This is a genomic window from Sphingomonas sp. SL1004 (genome assembly GCF_057815015.1).
This window is the reverse complement of the sequence record NZ_JBYMUX010000001.1, coordinates 3,158,116-3,185,000: the sequence shown is the minus strand read 5'-3', so window position 1 is coordinate 3,185,000 and position 26,885 is coordinate 3,158,116. Positions and strand designations below refer to the sequence as shown.

Genomic DNA, 26,885 nt, shown 5'->3' with positions numbered 1-26,885 from the left:
ACCAGGCCAAAGCGAACATCACCGCGTCGATCGCTTCGGCCAGTGCTGCGCTCGGCGGTGCGCTCTATGGTCTCGGAGTATGGACGCTGGTGCTGGCGCCGATCGTGCTGTTCAGCGTGCGCGGCGCGATGATGACATGGTCGGCGCGGTCGCTCGTCTGGCCGAGCTTCGACTTTCGCGGCGCAGGGACGATCGCGCGCTATGGCGGCGTAATGGCGGCGGGGCAGCTGTTCTGGTTCCTACAGAGCCAGGCGGACGTCTTCATCGCCGGGCGCAGTTTCTCGCCACACATGCTCGGTATCTATACTACCAGCCTGTTCCTGACGCAGATCTTCGTGGCGAAGTTCGTGCCGCCGCTCAACGAAGTCGCCTTTTCCGCCTATGCGCGGATGCAAGGCGATCCCGACGCGATCGGCCGCGCGTTCGTCAAGGGCGTACGGATGGTGATGATCGTCGCGATGCCGTTCTACATGGGGCTCGCCGCAACCGCCGAGCCGCTGGTGCTGACCGTACTCGGCGAGAAATGGCGCGAAACCGGCCCGGTCGTCCACCTGCTGGCACTGGCGATGCCGTTCATGACGTTGCAGGTGCTGTTCACGCCGGCCTCCGACGCGCGCGGACGGCCTGGGATCGGCGTCCAGAACGGCGCAACCGGGGCGGTCATCCTGATCGCGGCGTTCCTGGTGGCGGTGAAATGGGGACCGACCGGCATGGGGCTCGCCTGGATCGCGGTATATCCACTCTACCTGGGGATCAGCGCATGGCGGACCTTGCCGGTGATCGGCGTGCGCGCACGAGACGTGGCGACTGCCGTGGCATCGCCGGCGCTCGCCGCGATCGCGATGGCGCTCGTCCTGGGACTGGTTGACCGAAATCTCCCCCCCCTCGACGCGCATTGGCGCCTCGCGGTGCTCGTACCCGTCGGTGCTATGGTCTATGCGGCCTGGATGCTGGTCTTCGCACGGGCAACCATTCGCGAACTGCTTGCGATCGCGCGAAAGCAGCCGGTTTCCGCCTGAGCCGTCGCGCTATGTCAGGCCGACTGGATGTATTCGCGCATCGCCGCCGCATCCGCCTCGATCCGGTCGATCCGGTATTTGACCAAGTCGCCGATCGAGACGAAGCCGACCAAAGTGTCGCCGTCGATCACCGGTAGATGGCGGATCCGACGCTGGGTCATCAACGACAGTGCACCGATCGCGGACTCATTGGGCCCGATCGACTTTACCGCCGTGGTCATCACGTCGCCGATCCGGCGTTCGAGTGCCGCGGGGCCATCCGATTGCAGGCAGTGGATGACATCGCGTTCGGAGAATATCCCGACCAGCCGCGTACCTTCGAGCACCGGCGCCGCGCCGATCCGCTTCTCTGCGAGCAGCGCCACCGCCTCCGCCACCGTCGAACCGGGCTGCAACGACGATATCGCCGTGCCGCTTTTGCCCTTCAGGATCGCTGCGATCGTCATCTTCGCCTCTCCTCATCTGCGTCTGTTGCGCGTGGCTTGAGGAAACCATGTTTGCGCGGCAATGGGAAGCGATGACCGATCGCTTGCCTGATGACTCGGCCGAACGGCCAGCGGGACTCGACGACCCCGATTATGCCGCGTTCGCGTGGGCACGGTTTCGCGAGATCATGGCGTGGATGATGCTGGCCGCGGCGATCTGCGTTGCGGCGGTGATCGCGGCGATGGCGCATCTGCAGGGGCCGCTGCATCTCGTGACGATGCTCGCGGTGATCGGCGGAGTCGGCGGATCGGTGATGATGGCCGGGCTGCTGATGGGACTCGTATTCCTCAGTTCGGGCAGTGGGCACGACGAGGATGTGACGCGGATCGATTGAGCGGGATCGGGAAAGCAGAATTCTGGTCGGCTGCCGATCGCTCGTCGACGCGGAAGCCTCGCTAAACACGAAAACCTTGCCTTGGCCTGAGCCAACGCCTTCGCCGGGGGAACGACATCTGTGGTGCACGCCAAGGCGAAAAAAGCCGGCACCGCGTGATGCGATACCGGCTTTTCCGTCTCACCTGATAATCCCGAAGCAGTGCGGGATGATAGGATCAGCCTGCCTGGACTTCATCCGGCACCGCGCGAACGCGGCGGCGGCGGGGCTTTTCCTCGGGAGCGGCCTCGGCAGGCGCTGCTTCGGCTGCCGGCGCAGACACCGGCGCGGGTGCGACGGTGGCCGAGATGCCGAGCGAGGGTGGCAGGCGATCTGCGTCGAACGCAGTCGGTGCGCCCTCGTCCTGCGCAACAGGTGCATCGAGGCTGCGATCACGGCGCGGGCGACCGCGACGACGGGGCTGCTCCTCGGTTGCGGCGACGGGCGCCGTGGCCTCGGAGGTTTCGGCCGGCTGGGCGACCTGATCGTTGGTCGGCTGAGCGGTCTCAGTCGCCGAACGCAGCGTGTCGGCTTCCGAATCCTGGTTGGCGTTGGCCACCGGTGCACTCACGCGGGGCGTGCGACGGATCGTCTCGCGCTGCGGCGCATCCCGGTAGTCGCTGCGGGGCTCGCGCACCTGCTCCTCACGGCTATTCTCGCGAGCCTGATTTTCACGGGCCTGGTTCTCGCGGGCCTGGCTCTCGCGGGGCTGGTTCTCGCGGGCTTGTGCTTCGCGCGCCTGACCCTGCTCTTCGGTGCTGCGCTCGTCGCGCTGCTGCGCATCGCGGGGGGCGTTTCGCTGGTTGCGCTGGCCGTCGCCACGAACGCGATCTTCGCGCTGGCCATCGTTACGGGGCTGAGCCTCGTTACGCTGACCTTCGTAGCGGCTATTCTCGTACCGGGGACGCTCTTCGCGCAGTGGGCGGTCCTCGCGGTTCTGGTTGTCGCGGTTTTGGCCCTCACGATTCTGGCGGGGCGCGTTCTGGTACTGACCGTTCTGGCCACCATTCTCGCCACGGTTCTGTTCAGCCGAAACCTGCTGGCCACCCTGCTGCTCGCCCGAGCGGATCGGTTCGCCCTCGTCGCCGTAATCGTCGTCGCCGTCGAGATCGAACGGCTGCTGGCGGCGCGGCTGCTGCTGCGCCTGCGGCTGGCTCTCTTCGAAGCGCGCGCGGGTTTCGCTCAGGACGCGGAAATAATGATCCGCGAACTGGAGGTAATATTCGATGTTGACGCGGTCGCCCTGCTGCTGCGCGTCGCGCGCGAGGTTCTTGTACTTCTCGTACAGCTGGCTCGCGTTGCCGCGCGCGCGGCTGTCGATGCGGTTGCCGGTATCGCGACCACCCTGGCCTCCGCCGCCGCCACCCTGGCGTTGACCGCCACCACTACCGCCGCCGCCATTATTATTGTTGCCACGACCGCGACGGCGGCCGGCTTGCCGGTTGTTGATCAAGCTTGTGTCCTCAGTCGTCGAACCAAAATCTGGTCGTGCTCCGAAATGCGGTGCAAACCCCCCGTCGCGCACCGACGATCTACACGAGATCGGTGCGTCGAACTTGCCAGGGCCGCCGGACTGCAGCGACCTCAAAGCGAAGGATGCGGGTCATCGCTCTAAACCGACCAATCGTCGAGAGTGCGTGCCCCTGCCCGCGTGATAGCGTCCGCAAGGGACCTACTACAAGCGAAATGTGAGGTTTAGCGCCATATTGTTCAAGTCGCGGGGGCGTGGGTTGCCACTAACGCACGCGCGTTGCCGCCATAATCGTGGTGGAGCGCGACGTGCAGACCTTGCGCTTCGAGCAACGCGGTGACGGGGGGAGCCTGCGTCGAGCCGATCTCGATCACCGCCGCGCCGCCGGGGGCGATCAAGGCGGGGAGTTGTTCGGCGAGGATGCGGTAGTCGTCGAGCCCGTCCGCGCCGGCGAACAGTGCCGCGTGGGGTTCGTGGTTCTGGACTTCGGGCGGGAGTTGCTCGTCGGTGGCGATGTAGGGCGGGTTGGCGAGGATCAGGTCGAACTGGCCGACGATCGCGCTGGCCCAGCTTCCGTGGATGAAGTGGGCTCGATCGGTCATGCCGAGGGTTGCGGCGTTGGCGCGGGCGTAGGCGAGCGCTTGCGGGGAATAGTCTACGCCGAGGCCATGCGCGGGCCATTCGTCGAGCGCGGCGAGGAGCAATGTGCCGGGGCCGGTGCCGAGGTCGAGTATCGTTGCGGGGGCTCGGCCGGCAAAGTGCGCTTGGGCTGCGATCAGGAGCGTTTCGCTGTCGGCGCGGGGGACGAGTGCGCCGGGGCCGATGGCGAGGTCGATCGACCAGAAGCCGCGGGTGCCGGTGATGTAGGCGATCGGCTCGTGGCGGAGACGGCGTTCGACGAGCGCGGCGAAGGTGTCGGGGACGGTGTAGCGATCCGGGTCGAGGAGGATCGCGTTGCGCTCGACGCCGAGCGCGTGCGCCATGAGGAGTTCCGCGTCGAGGCGGGGGGTGGCGGAGAAGGCGAACCGCGCGGCGGCGGTGGCAAGCGCTGCGCTGACTCCCCCTCCCGCTTGCGGGAGGGGGTTGGGGGGTGGGCACGCGCTCACCGCGGACGCACCATCGGCGATAAGTCTGAAGACCTGAGCGACCCGCCCGTCTGGAACCAGCCGCGAGCCCACCCCCCGGCCCCCTCCCGCTTGCGGGAGGGGGGGAAGTAGGAGGGCTCAGCCATCCAGCTGCGCCAGGCGGTCCGCTTCGTCCTGCGCCACCAGCGCGCCGATCAGTTCGTCCATCTCGCCCGCGACGATCTCAGGCAGGCGGTGCAGCGTCAGGTTGATCCGGTGATCGGTCACGCGACCTTGCGGGAAATTATACGTCCGGATGCGCTCCGAGCGATCGCCCGAGCCGACCATCGACTTCCGCGCGCCCGCCCGTTCGGCATGCAACCGGTCGCGCTCGGCCTCGTAGAGGCGTGTCCTGAGCACGCGGAGGGCCTTCGCCTTGTTCTTGTGCTGCGACTTCTCGTCCTGCTGGATCACCGTCAGCCCGGTCGGGATGTGGACGATCCGCACCGCGCTGTCGGTGGTGTTGACCGACTGGCCGCCCGGCCCCGACGAGCGATAGACGTCGATGCGCAGGTCCTTGTCGTCGATCTTGACGTCGACTTCCTCCGCCTCGGGCAGCACCGCGACGGTGGCGGCCGAGGTGTGGATCCGGCCGCCCGCTTCGGTGGTCGGCACGCGCTGGACGCGGTGGACGCCGCTTTCGAACTTCAACTTGGCGAACACGCCCTGGCCGGTGACGCTGGCGACGACTTCCTTGAAACCGCCCGCGTCGGAGGACGAGCCGGAGATCATCTCGACCCGCCAGCCCTGCGATTCGGCATAGCGCTGGTACATCCGGAACAGGTCGCCCGCGAACAGCGCCGCCTCGTCGCCACCGGTGCCGGCGCGGACCTCGAGCATCGCCGAGCGCTCGTCGGCGGAGTCGCGCGGCAACAGCGCGAGCGCGAGCTTGCGGTCGGCGGTCTCGAGCAGCGTGCGGTTCTCGTGCAGCTCGTCCGACGCCATCGCGCGCAGTTCGTCGTCGGCATCCTCGGCCATGAACGCGAGGCTTTCGGCCTCCTGCCGCAACCGGCGCACCTCGGTGGCGGCCTGCGCGACGGGTTCGAGCTCGGCATATTCCTTCGATACCGCGACGAAGCGGTCGGAGGGGAGATCGCCGGTCGACATCAGCGCTTGCAGCTCGTCACGCCGCGCCTCGATCGCGCGGATGCGGTCGGGGGAGATCTGGGTCATGAAATCCTCCCCGGCACGGGGAGGGGGACCGCCCGAAGGGGGGTGGAGGGGGCGGGCCGCAGGTGTTGCGCGACGTGTTGCGCGACGCGGAGCCCCCCCTCCGTCAGTGCTGCGCACTGCCACCTCCCCGTGCCGGGGAGGATTTGCGGATGAGCCATCACGACAGCAGCGTCTTCAATTGGGCTTCAAGACCTTCGGTTTCCGACCCGAGCATCTTCAACTTTCGGACGACTTCGCCGTCGATACGACGAACGCTCGCGATCGCCCGTGGGTCTGCCTTGACGGCCTTGTCGAAGCGCTTTTTCGGCGAACCGGACGCAACCAGATCAGCCGAAAATCCATTTCGCCGGAGGTTGGAAATCAGGGCGATCGCATCGAGACTTGAGTCGTCGTCCTCTGCAACGACGATGACTTGGGCACGCTGGTCAGTCGGCTCCTCCAGCAGCATAGCCAGCCGTTCGACACCCGCGGCCCAGCCAACGCCAGCCGTCTCGGGCCCACCGAGCGAGCCGATCAGCCCGTCATACCGACCACCCGCCAGCACGGTCCCCTGCGAGCCCAACCGGTCGGTCACGAACTCGAACGCTGTGTGGCGGTAGTAATCGAGCCCGCGGACCAGCCGCGCGTTGCGCTCCCACGCGACGCCCGCCGCGTCGAGCCCGGCGGTCACCGCTTCGAAGAACGCGCGTGCCTCGGGCGTCAGATACGCGTCGATATCCGGCGCGCTGTCGGCGATCGGGCGGTCGCGCGGGTCCTTCGAGTCGAGAATCCGCATCGGGTTCTTCTCGAGGCGGGTCAGGCTGTCCTCGGACAGTTCCCCGCAGTGCGCTTCGAAATGCGCCACCAGCGCCTCGCGCCACGCGTCGCGCGTCGCCGCGTCGCCCAGCGTGTTGAGCTGCAACGTCACGCCCTCGGAAATACCGAGTTCGCGGAGCAACTGATCCGCGAGCACTAGCAGCTCGACGTCCGCCGCTGGTTCAGCCGCACCGATCACCTCGGCGTCGATCTGGTGGAACTGCCGGAACCGCCCCTTTTGCGGGCGCTCGTAGCGGAACACCGGGCCGCTGGTGGTGAGCTTCAGCGGCGCGAACTGCTGCCAGCCTTCGGTCAGGTACGCGCGGGCGATGCCGGCGGTGAACTCGGGGCGGAGCGTGAGCGAGTCCCCGCCGCGATCCTCGAACGTGTACATTTCCTTCGACACGACGTCGGTCGTCTCGCCGAGCGAGCGCGCGAACACCGCCGTCGACTCGAACACCGGGATGTCGACGCGCTGGAAGCAATACAGCGCCCGCACGCGCTCGAACGTCGACAGGACATGCGCGAACCGGCGCTGTTCGTCACCGAAAATGTCCTGGGTGCCACGGATGCGGCGCGGGGTTTCTGTCTTAGCCATGATGCGCGCGTATCTAGGCGACGTGCCCGCGAAGCGCTAGCGCTGTGGCATGACTGAAAAAGCCAGATATTGGGGCCTCGGCCAGCGCGTTGCCCCGCCGCGCTTCATCCTGTTCGTACTGGTCTTCGCGATCGGGCTGGCCGCGATGATCCCGCGCTTCGGGCTCGGGCGGGGCACGATGGCGGCGTTCGACGTCGCAGCGGTCGTGTTCCTGATCGCGGTCTCGACGTTGTTCCGCAACGCCACCGCCGCCCGGATGCGCCGCGCGGCGGAAGAGAACGACGCCAACCGCGCGGTGCTGCTCGGGTTCAGCGGCACGATCATGCTGGTCATCCTGGTCGCGGTGGCGAAGGAATTGCAGGGCAAGAACGACGCGGTCGGGATCGCGTTGACGATCACGACGCTGGCGCTCGCGTGGCTGTTCTCGAACATGATCTACACGCTGCATTATGCACATCTGTTCTATGTCGATGATCCCGACGGGAAGGATGCGAAGGGCCTCGATTTCCCAAGCTGCGACGAACCCGATTACTGGGACTTCGCCTATTTCGCGTTCACGCTGGGGATGACGTTCCAGACGTCGGACGTGCAGATCACCTCGCGCCGGGTGCGGAAAGCCGCGCTAGGCCAGTGCATGGCGGCTTTCGTGTTCAACATCGGCGTGCTGGCGTTCACGATCAACGTGCTCGGGAGCGGTTGAGGATTCCCGGTAAAGGACTGGACGGCTGCCCTTTATCGCGATTACACCTCGGGTCATCGTCTCTCAGCCGGAAGGCCCTTCCTTGATCCGCAAGCTTCTCGTCGCATCCCTGCTCGCGTCCGCCGCCCCTGCGTTTGCGCAGGTCCCCGCCGGCAACACCGCGCCGCAGCCGGTGCCGTTCGTCGACACCATCCCCGACGCGGTCGACACGCCCTATCCGGGCACGCTGCTGCTCGATGTCGATGCGACCGATACCGAGCGCGGCATCTTCCGCGTCAAGCAGACGATCCCGGTCGCCAAGTCGGGGCCGATGGCGCTGCTGTATCCGAAGTGGCTGCCCGGCGCGCATTCCCCACGCGGCGAGATCGAGAAGCTCGCCGGCCTCGTGATCCGCGCCAATGGCAAGATCGTCCCCTGGACGCGCGATCCGGTCGACGTCTTCGCGTTCCACATCGACGTGCCGACTGGCGCGAAGTCGGTGGTGGCCGAATTCCAGTTCATCTCCGCGACCAAGGGCGACCAGGGCCGCATCGTCATGACGCCGACGATGGTCAGCCTCGAGCCGAACCTCGTCAGCCTGTACCCCGCAGGGTATTTCACGCGCCAGATCCCGATCAAGATGACCGTCACCTACCCGGCCGGCTGGACCGCCGCGGGTGCGGTGCCGGCGAAGGTCTCGGGCTCGACCTACTCCTACGACACCACCAACTACGAGATCCTCGTCGACTCGCCGACACTCGCGGGCAAATACGGCAAGGTCTGGCCACTCTCCCCCCGCGTCGACCTGAACGTCTTTGCTGACAGCCCCGACCAGCTCGCGGCCAAGCCCGAACAGATCGATGCGCACAAGCGGCTCGTCGACCAGGCGGTGAAGACCTTCGGCGCGCAGCATTACGATCACTACGAATTCCTGCTGTCGATCACCGACCAGCTCGGCGGGATCGGCCTGGAGCATCATCGCAGCTCCGAGAACGGCGTCCGTCCCGGCTATTTTACCGAATGGGAAACCGGCGCCGCCGCGCGGAACCTGTTGCCGCACGAATACACGCATAGCTGGGACGGCAAGTTCCGGCGCGGCGCCGACCTGTGGACGCCGGACTTCCGCACGCCGATGCGCGACTCGCTGCTGTGGGTTTATGAAGGCCAGACGCAGTTCTGGGGCTATGTGCTCCAGGCGCGCTCGGGGCTGGTCAGCAAGCAGGACACGCTCGACGGATACGCATCAATCCTTGGCATCTATGACACCGCGAAGGGTCGCGAATGGCGCCCGCTGATCGACACCACCAACGATCCCGTCATCTCGGCGCGCAAGCCGAAGGGCTGGACCAGCTGGCAGCGGTCGGAGGATTATTACAACGAGGGCCTGATGGTCTGGATGGAGGTCGACTCGATGCTCCGCCAGAAATCGAACGGCACCAAATCGATCGACGATTTCGCGCGCGCCTTCTTCGGTGTTCGCGACGGCGATTACGGCGAGCTGACCTACACCTTCGCCGACGTCGCGCAGACGCTGAACGGCATCGTCCCCTATGACTGGGCGACGTTCCTGAACACCCGCCTGACCGAGACGGGCAAGCCCGCGCCGATCAACGGCTTCGCGATGAACGGCTACAAGCTGGTCTACGGCCCCGAGCAGAGCCCGTATCTGAAGCAGGCGGAAAAGACCCGCGGCACCGATGTCAGCTATTCGCTCGGCATGGTGATCAACAAGGAAGGCGTCGTCACGTCGTCGATCTGGGACAGCCCCGCGTTCAAGGCTGGCCTCGACGTCGGCACCGAGATCGAGGCGGTCAACAGCGAGGCGTATTCGGCGGACCGGATCAAGGCCGCGATCCTTGCCGCGCAAGGTACCAAGGTGCCGATCCGTCTTACTGTGAAAAACAACGACCGATTCCGGGATATCACGCTCGATTACCATGACGGCCCGCGCTATCCGCGGCTCCAGAAGGTGGGTACAGGTGACGGCGGGCTCGACAAGCTGCTGACGCCGCGTTGAGCCTTTGAAATCTATCGGTGCCGGCCGCTCCCCAGACGAGGAGCGCCGGCACCGTCATATTCGAAAGGACCGCCATGCGTATCGATCTCATCCCGACCGGCAAGAATCCGCCCGAGGACCTGAACGTCATCATCGAAGTGCCGACCGGCGGCGAGCCCGTGAAGTACGAGTTCGACAAGGCGTCGGGCGCGTTGTTCGTCGATCGCATCCTGCACACGCCGATGCGTTATCCTGCGAATTACGGCTTCGTGCCGCACACGCTCAGCCCCGATGGCGATCCGCTCGATGCGCTCGTGATCGCACGCTCGCCGTTCATCCCCGGCTGCGTCGTTCGCGCGCGCCCGATCGCGGTGCTGAACCTGGAAGACGAAGCCGGCGGCGACGAGAAGCTCGTCTGCGTGCCCGTCGATTCGGTGTTCCCATACTACGCCAATATCGGCGAGCGCGGCGACATGCCCGAAATCGTGTTCGAGCAGATCGAGCACTTCTTCACCCACTACAAGGACCTGGAAAAGAAGAAGTGGGTCCGCGTCGGCAAGTGGGGCGATGCCGACGAAGCCAAGCGCGTGACGATCGAAGCGATCGAGCGTTACGAAGCCCAGAAGGCGAAGGGCGAAGAGCCGATGAATTCGGACGACGCCGCAGGTCGCTGATCTGACTTCATGTGGGTCGATCGGCCCAGAAACGTTCCAGATTTACCTCCCCGGCGCGGGCCGGGGTCCAAGTGGAAAGGTCGAAGTAACGGAGCATCATCCGTTGTTACCTCCGTCCCCCAATTGGGCCCCGGCCTGCGCCGGGGAGGTACTATCTGACGGGACGCGTTCGGTGCGGCGGCGGCCAGTTACCGCCCCGCCAACCGAACCAGCGCATCACCCGACATCCGCTGAATCGTCCAGTCCTCCATCCCGATCGCGCCGACTTTCCGATAAAACGCGATCGCATCGGCATTCCAGTCGAGCACCGACCATTCGAACCGCGCGCACCCGCGATCGAGCGCCACGCCGGCCAGATGCGCCAGCAACGCCCCCCCGACGCCCTGCCCGCGCGCGTCCGGCGTCACGTACAGATCTTCTAGGTACAGCCCGCGCTTGCCGGTCCAGGTCGAGAAATTGTGGAAGAACAGCGCGAACCCGAGCGGGCCATCCGCGTTTTCCGCAATCAAGGCCTCCGCAGCTGGCCGCTCCCCGAACAGCGCCTCCGTCAGCATCGGCTCGGTAGCCTCGACCGCATCCGGCTCGCGCTCGAACGCGGCAAGCTCGCGGACGAAACGCAGGATCGTGCCGACATCGGCCGGAGTTGCGGAACGGATATGGGTCATGCACTTGCCTCGATCGATGTCTGCGCGATATCACGCCGCCGCGCTGCATACAGGCACGCGACGACGATGATCGCCGCACCGCCCAGCGTGAACGCCGATACCCGCTCGCCGAACACGACGAAACCCAGCACCGCGGCATAGACGAACGAGGTGTATTCGGTCGTCGCCAGGAACCCGGTATCCCCGTGCGCATACGCCCAGCCAAGCAGCCACAGCGACGCGGTCGCGAGTCCCGCGGCCAGCACGAGCTTGGGCCACTGTGCCGCCTCGGGCACCACCGCGAACCAGGGTGCTGCCAGCGCGAGCGTCGCGGTGATGACGAGCGCCTGAAAGAACGCGATCTCGCCCGGCCGCGCCGCCTGGCTCTGCAGCCGCGCGATCACTAGGTTCACCGCATACAGCACCGCCGAGCCGAGGATCGCGAGCGTCCCGTGGAAGGTCTCGGGTCCAGGCACCTCGCGCCCCTGCCCGATCATCACCACCAGCACGCCGCCAGGCGCCGCGATCGACGCGACGAACGTCTTCCACCCGACCCGCTCGCCCAGCGTGACGGCCGCAAGCAGCAGCGCGAGAATCGGCGCGATGTAGGTCAGCGAAATCGCCTGCGCCATCGTCACGCGCGCGAGCCCCCAGAAGAAGAGCACCGCCATCGCCGTGGTCACCAACCCGCGCGCCAGATGCAGCTTCAACGCCCGCCCGGACGGTCGCCCGCTCTTCCCGAGCTTCCACGCGACCGCGCCCAGTCCGACGCTGATCATCTGCCGCCAGAGCAGCGCGTTGTAGACGCCGATCGCCAGGACGAGCGACATCATCACCGCGCCCATCATGGAGAACAGTCCGATGCCGAACGCAGCGATCGCGAAGGCCAGGGCAGGCGAAACGGTGCGCGTGGTCATCGGAACAGGCGAATATCCAGATCGAGGCCGAGCGTCACCCAATCCCTGTCCCCGGTCCACAGTGTCGCGGCCTGATCGATCGCCAGCGTTGCGGTGACGGGCGTGATCACCGCATCGACATTTATCCTTGTCGCAACAGCCTCCAAAGTCACTCCGTCACCCCGGACTTGTTCCGGGGTCCACTGTTCCGCAAACCAAATTCTATCGAGTTTGCGGCGCCGTGGATGCCGGAACGAGCCCGGCATGACGGAAGGTGAGATAAATTCGTCCACTTGGTGCACGCGTCGAAAACGACGGTCACGCGGTATGCCGTGTCCGCCAGTCCTCGATCTCGGTGTTCTCGCGGACAGCATCGGTGCGACGTTCCGCCAACAACTCATCCACCAGATTACGATCGACACGCTTGGCCATCGACCGAAACTCGGATTGCACCTCGCGCACGACCTGCGCGTAGGTCTTCATTGTAAGGCCGCCGTCCGGGTTGAGCTCGACGACCAGCGAGTCGCCATCTTCAATGCCAGCATCGCGGCGCAGTTCGGGAGGCAGGGCGATCTGCCCACTGACGACTTTAGCATGATAGGTCATGATCACCTCCAGCGAGGTGTGACCCTACCACACCCCCTATTCGGCCGCCACCGGCACTAGCGCCGCCATTGCCTCGTCAGCCGCATCGATCTCGGCCGCCTTCGCCTCGACCAGCCTGACGATGTGATCGACCATGTCCGCGTCCTGGACGTGGTGGTCCGTGACGCCCGACAGATACACCATGTGCTTGCCGTTGCCGCCGCCGGTGATGCCGATATCGGTCTCGCGCGCTTCGCCGGGGCCGTTCACCACGCAGCCGAGCACCGACAACGACATCGGCGTGCGGATATGCTGCAATCGTTCTTCCAGCGCCTGTACCGTGCGGATCACGTCGAAGCCCTGGCGCGCGCAGGATGGGCACGAGACGACGCGGACGCCGCGGTTGCGGATGCCGAGCGACTTCAGGATCTCGAAGCCGACACGCACTTCCTCCTCGGGTTCGGCGGAAAGCGAGACGCGGATCGTGTCGCCGATGCCGTACCAGAGCAGGCTGCCCATCCCGATCGCCGACTTCACCGTGCCGCCGACGAATCCGCCCGCCTCGGTGATGCCGAGATGGAGCGGGCAATCGACCTGTTCGGCGAGCTGCTGGTACGCCGCCACCGCCAGGAACAGGTCGGATGCCTTCACCGCGACCTTGAACTCGTGAAAATCATGGTCCTGCAACAGCTTGATATGATCGAGCGCCGACTCGACCAGCGCATCGGGGCAAGGCTCGCCGTATTTCTCGAGCAGATGCCGCTCGAGCGAGCCGCCGTTGACGCCGATCCGGATCGCGCAGCCATTGGACTTGGCAGCATCGACGACTTCCTTCACGCGCGCCGCTGAGCCGATATTGCCCGGATTGATCCGCAGGCACGCAGCCCCCGCATCAGCGGCTTCGAGTGCGCGCTTGTAGTGGAAATGGATGTCCGCGACGATCGGCACGCGGCTCGCGCGGACGATCTGCTTGAGCGCCGTGGTCGATTCGACGTCCGGACAGCTGACGCGGATGATGTCGACGCCGGCCTCTTCGCAGCGCCGGATCTGGTCGACCGTCGCGCGGACGTCGTCGGTCGGCGTGTTGGTCATGGTCTGCACCGTGACCGGCGCATCGCCGCCGACGGGGACGTTGCCGACCATGATCTGGCGGCTCTTGCGGCGGGTGATATCGCGCCAGGGACGAAGGGACATGGGGATTCCTCGGGAGTTCGAGGGCGTATATAGCGACTTGCGCGGCGGAACGGAACATCGCTGGCCGGAGTAGCGAACGTCGGCCATAGCGACGCACGACCTTAGGAGCGAACGCGATGACCCTGTCCCTGTACGATGCGACGATTCCCTCGAATCTCCAGATCCTCCGCGCAGTCGACGCGCTGCTCGACAAGGCGGAAGCGTTCGCCGTCGAAAAAGGTATCGAACCCGCAGTTCTGATCGACGCGAAGCTCGCCGATGACATGCTGCCGTTCGGCTATCAGGTGAAGTCGTGCGCAGCGCATTCGGTCGGCGGCATCGAGGGCGTCCGCTGCGGCACCTTCTCGCCCGACCGATCGGCCTGGCCGACGGATTTCGCGGGGCTTCACGCCGTCCTGCGCGACGCGATCGCCACGCTGGACGCGATCGACCGGGAGGCGTTCGACGCGCTTGCCGACAACGACACGAAATTCGAATTCGGCACGTTCGTCATGCCGTTCACCGGCGCGAACTTCCTGCTCTCGTTCTCGCAGCCCAACTTCTATTTCCACGCCAGCACGGCCTACGCGATCCTACGCGCGCAAGGCGTCCCGATCGGCAAGCGCGACTTCATGGGCTCGCCGCGCATAAAGGTTTGAACTGAACGCAGGCGCTGCGATAATTCGATCCTCCCCCGCAAGGGGGAGGTGGCGCCGAAGGTGACGGAGGGGGAGGACACGGAACAGCGGTTTCCCTTACCGCCCCCTCCGTCTGGCAAGCGCTAGCCACCTCCCCCTGGCGGGGGAGGATCACCAAGATTCCGACCGGTCCCAAACACCACCTCACCGGTCGCAAGCTTGCGGCACCGCCCCCCGCCCCCTAGGGCCGCACGATGACCCGGCATTACGGCATGGACTGGCTGCGGATCGGCGCGTTCGCCCTGCTGATCGTCTATCATATCGGCATGGTCTTCGTGCCGTGGAACTTCCACGTGAAGTCGCTCCACGTCGAGGATTGGGTGCGGCTGCCGATGCTCGCCAGCAACGCGTGGCGGCTGACGCTGTTGTTCGTCGTTTCCGGGTACGCCAGCCGTGCTCTCCTGGCGCGATCGAGCGGGACGGCCGGGTTCTTCGGCAATCGCTGCTACCGCCTGCTCGTGCCGCTCATATTCGGCATGGCGGTAATCGTACCGCCGCAGTCCTGGGTGGAGCTGGTCACCAAGCATGCCTATGCCGGCAGCTACTGGACCTTCTGGGGCCATGATTATTTCCGCTTCCGCAAGCTCGCCGGGATCATGGTGCCGACGTGGAACCACCTCTGGTTCGTCGTCTATCTCTGGGTCTACACGGTCGCGCTGACGCTCGGCCTGATCATCGTTCGCGGCGGCTGGCTGCAACGCGCCTTCGACTGGGTGTTCGGGAGCCCTATTCTCAAGGGTATCCCCGTGCTTGTCCTGCCGGTCGCCTGGCTCGTCTTCGTGCATGGCTGGTGGTTCCAGATGGCCGCCGAGACCCAGGAACTCTACGGCGACTGGGTCGCGCACGTCACCTATTTCCCGGCTTTCCTGTTCGGCTTCGGCCTGGCCCGTTCCGAACCGGCAATGGCGGCGGTCGCACGCTGGTGGAAAGTCGCGGCGGTCGCAGCCGTCCTCGGCTATGTCGCGATCATCGCCGTCGAACTGGAATGGCCCGGCGACATCGTCGCGCCGCGGTGGATTTACCCCGCATACGGCGTCGCGCATGCGTTCGAGCAATGGGGTGCGATCGTCGCGCTGATCGGGATCGCCGAACGGTATTGGAACCGCGACCATCGCTGGCGCAGGACACTGACCGAGGCGGTGTTCCCGTTCTACCTGATCCACCAGACGATCATCGTCCTCGTGATGTACGCGCTGCTCCCCGCCGGACTCCCTGGTTGGGCAGAGTTCATGTGCCTGCTCGCTGCGACCGTCGCCGGCTGCGTCATATTCTACCGCGTCGGCCGCGCGATCGCCCCGCTGCGCCCGCTGATCGGGCTACGCCTGCATCTTCGTCCTACGCCTTCCATCCTCTGAAAGACTTAGCATGACCTGGACCCTCGTCATCCACGGCGGCGCCGGCAAACTCGACAGCGAGATGGTCTCTGCCGAACAGGATGCGGGCGCGCGCGCCGGTCTGTCGCGAGCGCTCGACGCAGGGTCGGCGGTGCTCGCGAACGGCGGCAGCGCGCTGGATGCGGTCGAAGCGGCGGTGCGCGTGCTGGAGGACGATCCGCACTTCAACTCGGGGCGCGGCGCGGTGTTCACGCATGACGGCACGCTGGAGCTCGACGCCGCGATCATGGACGGCCGCACCCGGGCCGCCGGCGCCGTTGCCGCAGCCACCGCGACGCGCAATCCGGTCGGCCTCGCCCGAGCAATCCTCGACGACGGTCGCCACGTCTTCCTCGCCGGCCAGGGTGCGGATGCATTCTCTCTCGAACACGACCTTCCGCAAGCCGACGCAGACTGGTTCGCAACCGACGAACGCCGCCGGCAATTCGCCGAGTTCCAGGCCGATGGCGGCGGGTTCGACGTCGACATGAAATACGGCACGGTCGGCGCGGTTGCCTGCGACACGCACGGCCATGTCGCCGCCGCGACCTCGACCGGCGGCGTCACCGGCAAGCGCTGGGGCCGGATCGGCGATACGCCCGTCGTCGGCGCGGGTACCTTCGCCGACGACCGCGCGTGCGCCGTCTCGTGCACCGGCTCGGGCGAGTTCTTCCTTCGCATCGGCGTCGGCCACGAGATCGCCGCGCGCGTCCGTCTCGCAGGCGATTCGTTGCAGGTCGCAGCCGACGCGGTGCTCGCCGAAGTGAAGGCGCTCGGCGGCACCGGGGGGGTGATCGTCGCGGGGCCGGACGGCGACATGGCCTGGGGCTTCAACACCGTCGGCATGTACCGCGGACGCGCGTCGTCCGAGGGTAGCCGGACCGTCGCGATCTACGCTAACGAGCCGGCATGAAGCGCCATCTCCTCGCCGCGGCATCGTCCGCTCTGGCCATGCTCGGCATCGCCTCCCCCGCCACCGCGTTCTGGGAGTACGGCCATCAGACCGTTGCGCAGATTGCTTATGCCAACGTCACACCGAAGACCAAGGCTGCGATCCGCAGGCTGCTCGCGCAACAGGCGTTGCTCGACACGCCCGAGTGTCCGGCCGGCACGATCGAGCAGGCGAGCGTCTGGGCGGACTGCATCAAGCCGCTCAAGACCGCCGACGGCAAGTCGCGCTTCGGGTTCGCCTACACGTGGCATTTCCAGGATGCCGACGTCTGCGCACCGTTCGACCTGACGCCCGCGTGCAAGGACGGTAACTGCGTCTCCGTCCAGATCGACCGCGACGTGAAGCTGCTGCGGGATCGCGCCACCGCGCCAAAGGACCGCGTCCAGGCACTGGCGTTCCTGATCCACTTCGTCGGCGATCTGCACCAGCCGCTTCACGCGGGCGACCGCAACGACAAGGGTGGCAACGACGTGAAGGCGGACTATGGCATCTATGGTCCCGCGCGCTTCAACCTGCATTCGATCTGGGACGGGCCGCTTGCCGAACGGGCGATCTCGACCCCGCCGTCGCTGGTAAGGCGCTATCCGGCCGCCGAGCGCGCGAAGATCGGGGCGGGCACAGTTACCGACTGGAGCCGGGAGAGCTGGGAAGCCGCGCATACGGCGTATGCAGCGGCGCTTGGTGGCGACGCGTGCGGTGTTGTTCCGGCGCGGGTGAAGATGGACGATGCGACGATCGCCAGGATGGTGCCGGTGTCGCGCGAAGAGGTCCGCCGCGGGGGTATTCGCCTAGCGAAACTGCTCGACAGGGCGCTGGGGTAAACCGCTTACCCTCTCCCCTCCGGGGAGAGGGAGGGGCCCGCGGGCTCTTGCACGTGGGAGGGTGAGGGGCTTGAGGCTCGGACCGTCCGTCCCAAAGCCCCTCACCCTCCCGTCGCCCAGCGGCTCCTCCTTCCCTCTCCCCGAAGGGGAGAGGGACCGCCGCAACAAACTTAGTTCAACACAACCGTGACCGCGCGACGGTTCGCCGCCCAGCTCTGGTCGTCCGAGCCCATCGCGACCGGGCGCTCCTTGCCGTAGCTGATCGTCGTCATCCGCGACGACGACACGCCCTTTGCCGCTAGATAGTTCTTCGTCGCGTTCGCCCGACGATCGCCGAGCGCGAGATTATACTCGCGCGTGCCGCGCTCGTCGGCATGACCTTCGATCGTGATGCGCTGGTTCGGGAACTTGGCCAGCCACTGCGCCTGGCTGTCGAGGATCGCGCGCGCGGTCGGATCGATGTCGTACATGTCGAGCCCGAAATTCACCGTGTTCGAGCTGACCGAACGCTGGAAGTCGGCATCCGACCCCGGCACGATCGCCCCGCCGACATTGCCGTTGTTCATGCCCGCATTGGGATCGACAGCAGCGTTGTTGTCGACCGGCGCCGGCGGCAACACGGCGGGACGCTTCTTCGCGCAACCCGAAACCGCGATCAGCGCGGTACACGCCAGCAAGATGTTGGAAAGCTTCGACATAGATAGTCTCCCGTAGAAAATCACGTTTCCCCGTTATGCCCCCATAGCAGGTTTACGGACGAAGCGGGCCCCAGGCCGGATCCGAGCCGTCGAGCGGCGTCGGGATCTTCCGCTCGTTCACACCCGTCAGGTCGACCGACCAGAGGTCCGCCTTGCCGCCGCTGCCGCGTCCCGAGCGATAGAAGTTGATCACGCGACCGTTCGGCGACCAGCTCGGCCCCTCGTCCTGCCAGTCGTTGGTGAGCAGTTTTTCACCGCCGCCGCTGGGGCTCATGATGCCGATCCGGAAGCCGCCGCCGAGCTTGGTGAACGCGATCAAGTCGCCACGCGGGCTCCACACCGGAGTGGCATAGCGCCCGCCGCCGAAGCTGATCCGCTGCTGGTTCGAGCCGTCCGCGTTCATCACGTAGATCTGCTGGCCACCCGAACGATCGCTCTCGAACACGATTCGCGAGCCGTCGGGCGAATAGCTGCCGCCGGTGTCGATCCCCGGCGAGTTGGTCAGGCGCTGCGGCGTGCCGCCCTGCGACGAGACGCGATACACGTCGGTGTTGCCCCCCTGCGCCATCGAGAACAGGATGTTGCGACCGTCCGGCGAGAAGCGCGGCGCAAACGTCAGGTTCGCGTTCGCCACCACCAGCCGCTGCTTGCCCGAACCGATGTCGTAGACGTAGATCGCCGGGCGATTGTTGAGATAGCTCATATAGACGATCGACTGCTGGTTCGGCGCGAACCGCGGTGTCAGCACGATCGACTGGCCGTTGGTCAGGAAGCGGTGATTGGCACCGTCCTGATCCATGATCGCAAGGCGCTTGATGCGGTGGCCCTTGGGGCCGGTCTCGGACACGTAGACGACGCGGCTATCGAAATACGCGCCCTCGCCGGTCAGCCGGGTGTAGACCATGTCGGCGCATTTATGCCCCGCGCGACGCCAGTCCGACGGCGGCACGACGAACCCGGTGCGGGTCAGCTCGGCCTTTGACGATACGTCGTAGAGGTAGCAGCCGACCGTCAGGTTGCCGTCGCCATTGGCGCGGATGAAGCCCTGCACCAGCGCCTGCGCGCCGGTGCTGCCCCAGTAATCGAACCCGGGTGCGGTGACTTCGGGGAAGGTGATCGGGCGGAGCTGGCCGGGCGACAGCGGCGTGAACAAGCCCGAGTTGCGCAGGTCGTTGGTGACGATGTCGGCGAGCTGGCGGCCGAGCACGTCGGTCGAGCCTGCCGGGGTGGAGACGACGGCGGACGTCGGCATGACGGGGATCGCGATCGGCATCGGTGCGGAGATGCCGCCAGTGACGTCGACCACGAGCCCGCCGGACTGATCACCTGCGGGGGCTGGGGCAGCTGGATCGGCGGGGGTTTGTTGTGGTGCCGGGGCGGGTGCGTCCTGTGCGCTGGCTGCACTGCCGGAAACGAACGCGAGCAGCCCAACCGAAGCAAGAACCGATCGAGCCACACGCCCACCCAACACAACCTCCACCCCGGCGAAGGCCGGGGCCCAATTGGGGGACGCTGCTGAGAGAGCGGTGCGCATCATTACGTTGGCCTTCCCAATTGGGCCCCGGCCTACGCCGGGGTGGTATTCTTCAATCGGGGTTGGGCGCGAAGGGAAGAACCCCAGGATCGATCGAGTCATAACGGACATCCTCAGCCGGGAAGTTTGTAGCGCAGGCTGAAATTGCTCCAGCCGTTCTGCACGTCATACAGGTCGTCGGGCAAACCGCGTAGCGGCGAACACCCGACGAAGGTCGCGATCGCGAGATCGTCGACGCGGTCGACATAGCGCCGGTTGTCGTCGTCGACGCCGGCATGGCCGCTAATCGTCGGCCGTGATTTCAGCGTGCCGTCGCGGTTGAGCTTCAGGTTGATCGTCACGCGGATCCGCTCGGCGCCCGGCCCCGGCGTGACCTGGCGGTTGGCACAGGGCTGCACCTGGCGCAGGATCGCCGAGCCGATGTTCGCCGCCGCCTGCGCGCCGAGCTTGGCCGCCTTGGGCGCTTCCGACTTGCTCGGCGAAGGATCGGCCGACAGCCCCTTCAGGAAATTGTCGCCGAGCCGCGAGCCGCGCGGCCGCGAGGTCTTGGCCTCCGCGGTCGAGCCGCTGCCCTTGGTCGTGGAAGGCTTCGCAGGCTTGGCCGAACTCGACGACGACTTGGCGGCCGTATCCGTTGATTTCGTCGCAGTCTTCGCTGGCGCCGATTTCGCCGGCGCAGCCTTGGTCGGCTTCGCCTTGGCGGGTGCTGGCTGCGGCTTCACGACAGGCTTCGCGACCGGCGCCGGCTTGGCGGCAGGCTTTGGTGGCGCAGGCTTGGGTTTGGGCTGCGGCTTGGCCACGGGTTCCGGCGCCGGTTGAGGCTTGGGCGCAGGCTTCCGCGGCGCGGGCTTGGGCTGCGGCGCAGGCGGTACGGGATCGGGCTTCGGCTCAGGCTCGGCCTCTTGCGGAGCGGGCGGCGCCGCATCTTCGGGCGCGCCTTCGTCCGGCGCGATCGATTGCGCGGGCGCCTCGGTCGATTGCGGCGCGGTTGCCTCCAGCGCTACGTCGGGCACGAGGCTCACGTCGATCGGCTGCTGCTGGATCTTCGGCGGTTCGGGCGCGCTGAGAAAGCCGAGCGACAGCAGGCCGAACAGCACGACATGCCCGACGACCGCGACGCCTAAGCCGATCTTCTCCGAACGATCCATCAGGCCAGCGCCATCAGTTCTGATTACCCTCGACGGTCACCAGCGCGACGCGGTTCAGCCCGGCGCGATTGAGCTCGCCCATCACCCGCATCACGCGCCCGTAATCGAGCTTCCGGTCCGCGCGGAGCAGCACCTGCGGCTCGTCCCCGACCGCGCGGCTGGCAGCAATCGCGGCCAGCCGCACCGGCAGCGCGTCGTCGGTCACTTGATCCTTATCGATGAACAGCGCGCCGGTCTCGTCCATCGAAATCTCGACGGGCTTCTGCTCCTGATCGAGCGCTTTCGCGCGCGCGTCGGGCAGGTTTACGGGCACGCCCGCGGTCATCAGCGGTGCGGTCACCATGAAGATGATCAGCAGCACCAGCATCACGTCGACCAGCGGCGTGACGTTGATGTCCGCCATCGGCGCGCGCCGGCCGCGCCCGCGGGAAGAGGGAAGATTCATCGCCACCTAAAATCCTCCCCGCACGCGGGGAGGGGGACCCGCGAAGCTGGTGGTGGGGGCGTGCGTCAGACGCTGCTGTGCGTGGAGTATCTCGTTCCACAAGCGCTGTGCTGCGGGGAGAACCCCCTCCACCACGCCGCTGCGCGTCGCGGTCCCCCTCCCCGTGCCGGGGAGGATCTGCGCGGCGCTCATCGCGAGCCGTCCAATTGGCGCGAGAGGGTCGTGTGGAAGCCGTCGGCGAAGCGGTTGAGGCTCGCCTCGATCCGGTTGATGCCGTGCGAGAACCGGTTGTACGCGATCACCGCCGGGATGGCCGCGAACAGGCCGATCGCGGTCGCGAACAGTGCCTCTGCGATCCCCGGCGCCACCACCGCCAGCGACGTATTCTGCGCGGCGGCAATGCTGGTGAAGCTCCGCATGATGCCCCACACCGTGCCGAACAGCCCAACGAACGGCGCGACCGAGCCGACCGTCGCCAGCACGTTCAGCCGGTCCGACAGCTTGTCGATCTCGCCCGCGACCGCTGCGCCCATCGTCGTCGCCAGCCGCTCGCGCGTGCCGCTCTTGTCGATCGTGCCACCCGCGGTGGAGCGCCGCCACTCGGTCACGCCGGCCGCGAACACGCGCGCCGACGGCAGGTCGTTCTCGCCCTCCGCCTTGTAGAAGACGTCGATATCCTCGGCCTTCCAGAAATCGCGCTCGAACCGGGTCATGCCCTTGCGCGTCTTGCCGATCCGCCGCCAGAACGCGACGATCAGCGCCCAGGTCCAGATGCTGGCGAGCAGCAGCCCGATCATCACGCCCTTCACCACCCAGTCGGCCTGGAGGAACAAGTGGATCGGCGACAGCGTCGCGCTATCCATAGTCAACACCGGATTCATGCTTCCCCCTGCCAGACAAGGCGTTCGTAGATATCGATCCAGGCGCGCGGCTGGCGGCGTGGGCGACCATTGGGAGCGACCAATGCCGCCACCAATTCCGCCTCGGCCAAGACAAGCCCGTCGCGCATGACTCTTTGATGAATGGCGACCCCGGCCGCGCGCACCTGCACGATCCGCGAGACGACCAGCAAGGCGTCGTCGAGCCTGGCCGGCGCGGCATACCGGATGGCAACGCTGGCGATCGCATAGGAACCCTCGCCCGCCTCGAACGCCGCGCGCTGGTCGATCCCGCCGACCCGCAGCATGTCCGACCGCGCGCGCTCCATGTAGCGCAGGTAATTGGCGTGATAGACCGCGCCCGACAGATCGGTGTCCTCGAAGTACACGCGCACCGGAAACCGGTGCTCCCGCCCGTCGAAGCGGCCTTCCGCCGGTCGATCTAGATCCTCTGCCATTGACGGGGCTGTTAACGCAACATTTGCCATGACGCCAACCATTGCCGTCACGATCGCTGGCGAGCCAAGGACGATACGCCTAGTCTCGGCGCATCGAACGCAGGAGACTCGCATGGCCGATCGTCCCACCGGTGGAATCACGCCGTTCCTCGTCATTCGCGGCAAGCGCGGGCGCGAGGCACTGGCGTTCTACGAGGATGCGTTCGCCGCGACCATCGTCGAGACGAACTTCGCGGACGATACCGTCCGGCTGATGCAGGCCAGCCTTCGGATCAACGACGCCTGGCTGATGCTGTCCGACGAATTTCCCGAGTGGCGCGGTCATGACGAGCCCGAGCCTGCCGGCATCACCCTGCATCTGCGGGTCGACGACACCGATGCCTGGGCCGACCGCGCGGTCGCGGCGGGGGCGATCGTGACGATGCCCGTAGCCGACCAGTTCTGGGGCGATCGTTACGGCCAGGTGCGCGATCCGTTCGGCCACAACTGGTCGATCGGATCGCCCATCAAGACCTGATTACTGGAAGACGCTCGGGTCCAGCTTCAAGCGGGGCTGCGCCGGCGGCACCGGTTGCGAGATCGGCTGGAGCCGGGCCTGCGTGATCGTCTGCACGGGCATGTTCGACGCATATTGGCGCGAGACGGCCAGCTGAGGCTGAACCGGACGCACGGTGCGACCGCGCCACGCATCGACCGCGCGGTAGAAATCGGTGAACGGCCGCTCGAGCGCGGGCAGGTTCTGGGCGGCGAACATCGGCATCGCCTCGGCCGAGACGCCTGCGCTCTGCGCCAGGACGGTCCCTGCCGCCGTGCAGAAGTCGTCGCGCGCCGTCGACTGCGAGAAGAAGTTGTACAGCCGCGTCATCGAATCGTCGTAGCGATCCTGCCAATCGCCGCCGCCCGCCTTGTATTCGCTGGCGTAGGTCGCCTCGGCCTTGGCGAGCACCGGCTTCTGCGCCGCCAGCAGCGCGTTATAGCCGGCGACGATCACCACCTCCTGCGGCCCGCGACACGCAAGCGCGGCGACGTTCAGCGCAGCGCGGAGATGCCAGACCTTGGCGGCGGTGGTGAGATTGCGATTCGGCGTGGGATAGGTGCCATCGGCCAGTGCGACCGGAATGACGATGGTCGGCGACGCACCCTTCGGCATGGTGGGCGCAGGCACCGGCACCATGATCACGGGCGGCGCGACCGCCGCCACGGTCCGAGGCTTCGACGTGCACCCGGCCAGCAGACCCAGCGCGGTAACAGACAGCAACGCAAACCGACGACTCATCGCAACACCTCGTAACGTCCCCCGACGGGACATGTCTGGCACGCGGAAGGTTAACGAGGCGTAAGCCGTACGGGTTTTGCGGCGAGTGGAGAGGAAGAGGGGTTTGAAGCCGTCTGCTGGAGGGACTGCACCTACCCCGGGGGACTTCCGCCTCGGCGAAGGCCGGGCCCAATTGGCAAGGTCGCAGTAACGAAGCGCAACCTCTGTCAGCGACGTACCCCAATTGGACCCCGGCCTCCGCCGAGGTGGTGCCGAAGACGTTACCCCCTCGATCCTCCCCCGTAACGGGGGGGGGGGGCGGCGCGGCAGGCGTCGGAGGGGGAGGACACGGAACAGAGGCTGGTGCTTACCGCCCCCTCCGTCAGGCAAGAGCCTGCACCTCCCCCTTGCGGGGGAGGGTCAAGAGTCAAACCGCGCGCGCTTCCAGCGCAGCCGCCGCCTGCGCCATCAGCCCACCGATGATGTCCGCCACCGGCTCCTCGCGCTTGACCATGCCGACCGACTGGCCCGCCATCACCGAGCCATGCTCGACATCGCCGTCGATCACCGCGCGACGCAGCGCACCCGCCCAGTAATGCTCAATCTGCAACTGCGCCTCGGCCATTTCCACGCGGCCACCATCGAGATGCCCGGCAACTTCGCGCTGCTTCGCTGTGAACAACTCGCTCGACGCGTTCTTCAGCGCGCGGACCGGGATGACGGGGAGCCGTGCATCAATCTGCACACTGGCGATCGCGTCGCGCGCCGACGCGCGGATGAACGCCTTCTTGAAATTGGCGTGCGCGATCGACTCGGTCGCGCAGACGAACAGCGTGCCGAGCTGGACGCCCGCCGCGCCCATGTCGAGATACCCCGCGATCGCCTCGCCGCGGCCGATCCCGCCAGCGACGAATACCGGCACCTGCTCGGCGATCTCGGGCAGCATCTCCTGCGCGAGCACGCTGGTCGAGACCGGACCGATGTGACCGCCGGCCTCCATGCCCTCGATCACCAGCGCATCGACGCCAGAGCGAATCAGCTTCTTCGCCAGCGCCAACGCGGGTGAGAACGCGATCAACTTGGCGTCGGTTTCCTTGATCGCCTCGATGCTGCCCTTGGGCGGCAGGCCACCGGCGAGCACGACGTGGCCGACCTTGTGCTTGGCGCAGACCGCGATCAGCTCGAACAGATCGGGATGCATGGTGATCAGGTTCACGCCGAACGGCTTGGTCGTGAGAGCCTTGGTCGCGGCGATCTCGGTGTCGAGCAACGCGGGCGTCATCGCCCCGCACGCAATCACGCCGAACCCGCCGGCGTTCGAGATCGCGGAGACGAGGTGACGCTCGCTCACCCAGGACATCGCGCCGCCGAGGATGGCGACCTCCGACCCGAGGAACGCGGCGCCGCGCGTCATCCGGCGTTGCAGCCGCTCAGTACCGATCGTCATGCATCCATCCCCGTCGTCGCAACCTTGTTTGTCGTTGCAATCACGTCCGCTATCCCAACTCTATACGTCATCCCAGCGAAAGCTGGGATCTCCCGGTGATAGCGCGCGCCCTTGCCGCGGGAGACCCCAGCTTTCGCTGGGGTGACGGCATGGGATGGGGTGACGGTGTTGCGGCTCAAGCCGCATCCTCGGCATCGAGCCCGTACGCCGTATGCAGCACGCGCACGGCCAGTTCGGTATAATCCTCTTCGATCAGCACGCTGACCTTGATCTCCGACGTGGCGATCGCCTGGATGTTGATGCCGCGCTCGCCGAGCGTGGTGAACATCGTCGCCGCCACGCCCGCATGGCTACGCATCCCGACACCAACGACGGACACCTTGGCGACGCGCGTGTCGTGGACGATCGTTGCGTAGCCGATCGCGTCCTTCGCCTTGTCGAGCACGTCGAGCGAGCGCGCCAGATCCGCCGCCGGCACGGTGAACGTCACGTCGGTCGAGCCGGTCGAATGCGCGACGTTCTGCACGATCATGTCGACGTTGATCCCCGCGTCGGCGAGCGGCGCGAAGATCGCCGCGACCGAGCCGGGCCGATCGCTGACCTGCGTCAGGGTGATCTTTGCCTCGTTCTTGTCGTGCGCGATGCCGGTGATGAGCTGGCGTTCCATATCGTCGATTTCCTCTTCGCCCACGATCAACGTGCCCCGTTGTCCGCTTAGGGGGTGACCATCATTGGTGTCGCCATCCTCGAACGAGGACAATACGCGCACACGCACATTCTCTTTCATTGCCAGGCCCACAGACCGCGTCTGCAACACCTTGGCACCGACGCTGGCGAGTTCCAGCATCTCTTCGTACGTGACCTTGCTCAGTTTGCGTGCACGCGGCACGATCCTGGGGTCGGTCGTGTAGACGCCGTCGACGTCGGTATAGATGTCGCAGCGGTCGGCCTTCATCGCCGCCGCCATCGCCACCGCCGACGTATCCGATCCACCGCGACCCAAGGTGGTGACACGCTGGCCGTCCGCGACGCCCTGGAAGCCCGGGATCACGGCGACGACACCGTCTGCTAGGCTCGCGTCGAGTGCGGCCGTGTCGATCTCGCCGATCCGCGCCGATCCGTGCGCGTCCGAGGTGTTGATCGGCAACTGCCAGCCGAGCCAGCTCCGCGCCTTGCACCCGGCCGCCTGCAAAGCGATCGCAAGCAAGCCACTCGTGATCTGCTCGCCGGCCGAGACGACGACGTCATATTCCTTCGCGTCGTACAGCGACGACGCCTCGCGGCAGAAGCCGACCAGCCGATCGGTCTCGCCCGCCATCGCGGAGACGACGACGGCGACCTGGTTGCCGGCATCGACTTCGCGCTTCACGCGCGCGGCGACGTTGCGGATACGCTCGATCCCAGCCATCGACGTCCCGCCGAATTTCATCACGATACGGGCCATTGGCAGCGCAAATCCCTTTGGGTCGAAGCGGCGGCCCTGATAGGTAGC

Annotated in this window: 29 protein-coding genes (1 of these 29 running past the window's edge); 10 read left to right on the top strand and 19 right to left on the bottom strand. The window is 66.5% G+C overall.

All coding sequences use genetic code 11. From position 1 onward, the window contains the following. Window positions 1–1,019 carry the 3' portion of a lipopolysaccharide biosynthesis protein gene (locus AC3D24_RS14585; protein ID WP_489033168.1) on the top strand. It extends 487 nt beyond the left edge of the window, so only the last 1,019 of its 1,506 coding nucleotides appear in the window; its start codon lies beyond the left edge, outside the window; the stop codon is at window positions 1,017–1,019. Between the two features lie 14 nt (window positions 1,020–1,033). Here AC3D24_RS14585 and AC3D24_RS14580 read toward each other — a convergent pair whose 3' ends face one another. Then, on the bottom strand, window positions 1,034–1,465 hold the full coding sequence (locus AC3D24_RS14580) for a CBS domain-containing protein (RefSeq protein ID WP_489031722.1): 432 nt from the start codon (window positions 1,463–1,465) through the stop codon (window positions 1,034–1,036). Window positions 1,466–1,536: 71 nt separating this feature from the next. Here AC3D24_RS14580 and AC3D24_RS14575 point away from each other — a divergent pair, with 71 nt between their 5' ends. Further along, window positions 1,537–1,839 (top strand): hypothetical protein, encoded by a 303-nt coding sequence (locus AC3D24_RS14575; RefSeq protein WP_489031720.1) that lies wholly within the window; start codon window positions 1,537–1,539, stop codon window positions 1,837–1,839. Between the two features lie 217 nt (window positions 1,840–2,056). On the opposite strand, the gene AC3D24_RS14570 is transcribed toward AC3D24_RS14575, so the two are convergent. The 4 genes from AC3D24_RS14570 to hisS all read right to left on the bottom strand — a co-directional run bounded on the left by AC3D24_RS14570 (window position 2,057) and on the right by hisS (window position 7,039). Next, window positions 2,057–3,331, bottom strand: coding sequence for a DUF4167 domain-containing protein (locus tag AC3D24_RS14570; RefSeq protein ID WP_489031718.1), 1,275 nt, complete (start codon window positions 3,329–3,331; stop codon window positions 2,057–2,059). A gap of 257 nt (window positions 3,332–3,588) precedes the next feature. Then, window positions 3,589–4,455, bottom strand: a complete 867-nt coding sequence (prmC, locus tag AC3D24_RS14565) for a peptide chain release factor N(5)-glutamine methyltransferase (protein WP_489031716.1) — start codon at window positions 4,453–4,455, stop codon at window positions 3,589–3,591. A 117-nt stretch (window positions 4,456–4,572) separates the two neighbouring features. Beyond that, window positions 4,573–5,646 carry a peptide chain release factor 1 gene (prfA, locus tag AC3D24_RS14560; protein ID WP_056053173.1) on the bottom strand — a complete coding sequence of 358 codons (1,074 nt, stop codon included), beginning with the start codon at window positions 5,644–5,646 and terminating at the stop codon, window positions 4,573–4,575. Between the two features lie 157 nt (window positions 5,647–5,803). Beyond that, window positions 5,804–7,039 (bottom strand): histidine--tRNA ligase, encoded by a 1,236-nt coding sequence (gene hisS, locus AC3D24_RS14555; protein WP_489031714.1) that lies wholly within the window; start codon window positions 7,037–7,039, stop codon window positions 5,804–5,806. Between the two features lie 49 nt (window positions 7,040–7,088). Between hisS and AC3D24_RS14550 the strand changes: the two genes are divergently transcribed. The 3 genes from AC3D24_RS14550 (at window position 7,089) to ppa (ending at window position 10,388) form a co-directional block, all read left to right on the top strand. Next, a complete protein-coding gene (locus AC3D24_RS14550; RefSeq protein ID WP_489031712.1) occupies window positions 7,089–7,739 on the top strand; it encodes a DUF1345 domain-containing protein in 651 nt (216 codons plus the stop codon). A gap of 82 nt (window positions 7,740–7,821) precedes the next feature. Then, the gene (locus tag AC3D24_RS14545) at window positions 7,822–9,735 is read left to right on the top strand and encodes a M61 family metallopeptidase (protein WP_489031710.1); all 1,914 of its coding nucleotides are present in this window, start codon (window positions 7,822–7,824) and stop codon (window positions 9,733–9,735) included. A 74-nt stretch (window positions 9,736–9,809) separates the two neighbouring features. Then, window positions 9,810–10,388: an inorganic diphosphatase gene (gene ppa / locus AC3D24_RS14540; protein ID WP_489031708.1), complete on the top strand. Its 579-nt coding sequence runs from the start codon at window positions 9,810–9,812 to the stop codon at window positions 10,386–10,388. A 188-nt stretch (window positions 10,389–10,576) separates the two neighbouring features. Here ppa and AC3D24_RS14535 read toward each other — a convergent pair whose 3' ends face one another. From AC3D24_RS14535 to ispG, 5 genes are read right to left on the bottom strand one after another with little or no spacing between them, the layout of a single operon-like run. Next, window positions 10,577–11,053, bottom strand: a complete 477-nt coding sequence (locus tag AC3D24_RS14535) for a GNAT family N-acetyltransferase (protein WP_489031706.1) — start codon at window positions 11,051–11,053, stop codon at window positions 10,577–10,579. Further along, the gene (locus AC3D24_RS14530) at window positions 11,050–11,949 is read right to left on the bottom strand and encodes a DMT family transporter (protein ID WP_489031704.1); all 900 of its coding nucleotides are present in this window, start codon (window positions 11,947–11,949) and stop codon (window positions 11,050–11,052) included. The genes AC3D24_RS14535 and AC3D24_RS14530 overlap by 4 nt, the downstream gene beginning before the upstream one ends. Further along, a complete protein-coding gene (locus AC3D24_RS14525; RefSeq protein ID WP_489031702.1) occupies window positions 11,946–12,221 on the bottom strand; it encodes a hypothetical protein in 276 nt (91 codons plus the stop codon). Before AC3D24_RS14525 ends, AC3D24_RS14530 begins: the two co-directional genes overlap by 4 nt. Before the next feature lie 25 nt (window positions 12,222–12,246). Next, entirely contained in the window at window positions 12,247–12,534 is a 288-nt protein-coding gene (locus AC3D24_RS14520) for an AbrB/MazE/SpoVT family DNA-binding domain-containing protein (protein WP_489031700.1), read from the bottom strand. A gap of 36 nt (window positions 12,535–12,570) precedes the next feature. Continuing rightward, window positions 12,571–13,707 carry a flavodoxin-dependent (E)-4-hydroxy-3-methylbut-2-enyl-diphosphate synthase gene (gene ispG / locus AC3D24_RS14515; protein ID WP_380783421.1) on the bottom strand — a complete coding sequence of 379 codons (1,137 nt, stop codon included), beginning with the start codon at window positions 13,705–13,707 and terminating at the stop codon, window positions 12,571–12,573. A gap of 116 nt (window positions 13,708–13,823) precedes the next feature. Between ispG and AC3D24_RS14510 the strand changes: the two genes are divergently transcribed. From AC3D24_RS14510 to AC3D24_RS14495, 4 genes are all read left to right on the top strand, one after another. Continuing rightward, window positions 13,824–14,345, top strand: a complete 522-nt coding sequence (locus AC3D24_RS14510; protein ID WP_489031698.1) for a DUF1993 domain-containing protein — start codon at window positions 13,824–13,826, stop codon at window positions 14,343–14,345. Between the two features lie 233 nt (window positions 14,346–14,578). After that, on the top strand, window positions 14,579–15,739 hold the full coding sequence (locus AC3D24_RS14505) for an acyltransferase family protein (protein WP_489031696.1): 1,161 nt from the start codon (window positions 14,579–14,581) through the stop codon (window positions 15,737–15,739). Window positions 15,740–15,749: 10 nt separating this feature from the next. After that, the gene (locus tag AC3D24_RS14500) at window positions 15,750–16,670 is read left to right on the top strand and encodes an isoaspartyl peptidase/L-asparaginase family protein (RefSeq protein WP_489031694.1); all 921 of its coding nucleotides are present in this window, start codon (window positions 15,750–15,752) and stop codon (window positions 16,668–16,670) included. After that, on the top strand, window positions 16,667–17,530 hold the full coding sequence (locus tag AC3D24_RS14495) for a S1/P1 nuclease (protein WP_489031692.1): 864 nt from the start codon (window positions 16,667–16,669) through the stop codon (window positions 17,528–17,530). Before AC3D24_RS14500 ends, AC3D24_RS14495 begins: the two co-directional genes overlap by 4 nt. Before the next feature lie 170 nt (window positions 17,531–17,700). On the opposite strand, the gene pal is transcribed toward AC3D24_RS14495, so the two are convergent. From pal to AC3D24_RS14465, 6 genes are all read right to left on the bottom strand, one after another. After that, on the bottom strand, window positions 17,701–18,228 hold the full coding sequence (gene pal, locus AC3D24_RS14490; protein ID WP_132734603.1) for a peptidoglycan-associated lipoprotein Pal: 528 nt from the start codon (window positions 18,226–18,228) through the stop codon (window positions 17,701–17,703). A 52-nt stretch (window positions 18,229–18,280) separates the two neighbouring features. Then, a complete protein-coding gene (gene tolB, locus AC3D24_RS14485) occupies window positions 18,281–19,684 on the bottom strand; it encodes a Tol-Pal system beta propeller repeat protein TolB (protein ID WP_489031689.1) in 1,404 nt (467 codons plus the stop codon). A gap of 191 nt (window positions 19,685–19,875) precedes the next feature. Then, on the bottom strand, window positions 19,876–20,910 hold the full coding sequence (locus tag AC3D24_RS14480) for a cell envelope biogenesis protein TolA (RefSeq protein WP_489031687.1): 1,035 nt from the start codon (window positions 20,908–20,910) through the stop codon (window positions 19,876–19,878). Between the two features lie 13 nt (window positions 20,911–20,923). Next, window positions 20,924–21,361, bottom strand: a complete 438-nt coding sequence (gene tolR, locus AC3D24_RS14475) for a protein TolR (RefSeq protein ID WP_093400527.1) — start codon at window positions 21,359–21,361, stop codon at window positions 20,924–20,926. 182 nt (window positions 21,362–21,543) lie between these two features. Next, window positions 21,544–22,236 carry a protein TolQ gene (tolQ, locus tag AC3D24_RS14470; RefSeq protein WP_056053223.1) on the bottom strand — a complete coding sequence of 231 codons (693 nt, stop codon included), beginning with the start codon at window positions 22,234–22,236 and terminating at the stop codon, window positions 21,544–21,546. Continuing rightward, the gene (locus AC3D24_RS14465; RefSeq protein WP_489031685.1) at window positions 22,233–22,691 is read right to left on the bottom strand and encodes a YbgC/FadM family acyl-CoA thioesterase; all 459 of its coding nucleotides are present in this window, start codon (window positions 22,689–22,691) and stop codon (window positions 22,233–22,235) included. Before AC3D24_RS14465 ends, tolQ begins: the two co-directional genes overlap by 4 nt. 112 nt (window positions 22,692–22,803) lie before the next feature. Here AC3D24_RS14465 and AC3D24_RS14460 point away from each other — a divergent pair, with 112 nt between their 5' ends. After that, a complete protein-coding gene (locus AC3D24_RS14460) occupies window positions 22,804–23,208 on the top strand; it encodes a VOC family protein (RefSeq protein ID WP_489031683.1) in 405 nt (134 codons plus the stop codon). Here AC3D24_RS14460 and AC3D24_RS14455 read toward each other — a convergent pair whose 3' ends face one another. The 3 genes from AC3D24_RS14455 to AC3D24_RS14445 all read right to left on the bottom strand — a co-directional run bounded on the left by AC3D24_RS14455 (window position 23,209) and on the right by AC3D24_RS14445 (window position 26,837). Continuing rightward, window positions 23,209–23,967, bottom strand: coding sequence for a hypothetical protein (locus AC3D24_RS14455; protein ID WP_489031682.1), 759 nt, complete (start codon window positions 23,965–23,967; stop codon window positions 23,209–23,211). It lies immediately after the preceding gene. Window positions 23,968–24,373: 406 nt separating this feature from the next. After that, the gene (locus tag AC3D24_RS14450; RefSeq protein ID WP_489031681.1) at window positions 24,374–25,393 is read right to left on the bottom strand and encodes an NAD(P)H-dependent flavin oxidoreductase; all 1,020 of its coding nucleotides are present in this window, start codon (window positions 25,391–25,393) and stop codon (window positions 24,374–24,376) included. Window positions 25,394–25,568: 175 nt separating this feature from the next. Beyond that, window positions 25,569–26,837: an aspartate kinase gene (locus AC3D24_RS14445; RefSeq protein WP_489031679.1), complete on the bottom strand. Its 1,269-nt coding sequence runs from the start codon at window positions 26,835–26,837 to the stop codon at window positions 25,569–25,571. Between the last annotated feature and the right edge of the window lie 48 nt (window positions 26,838–26,885).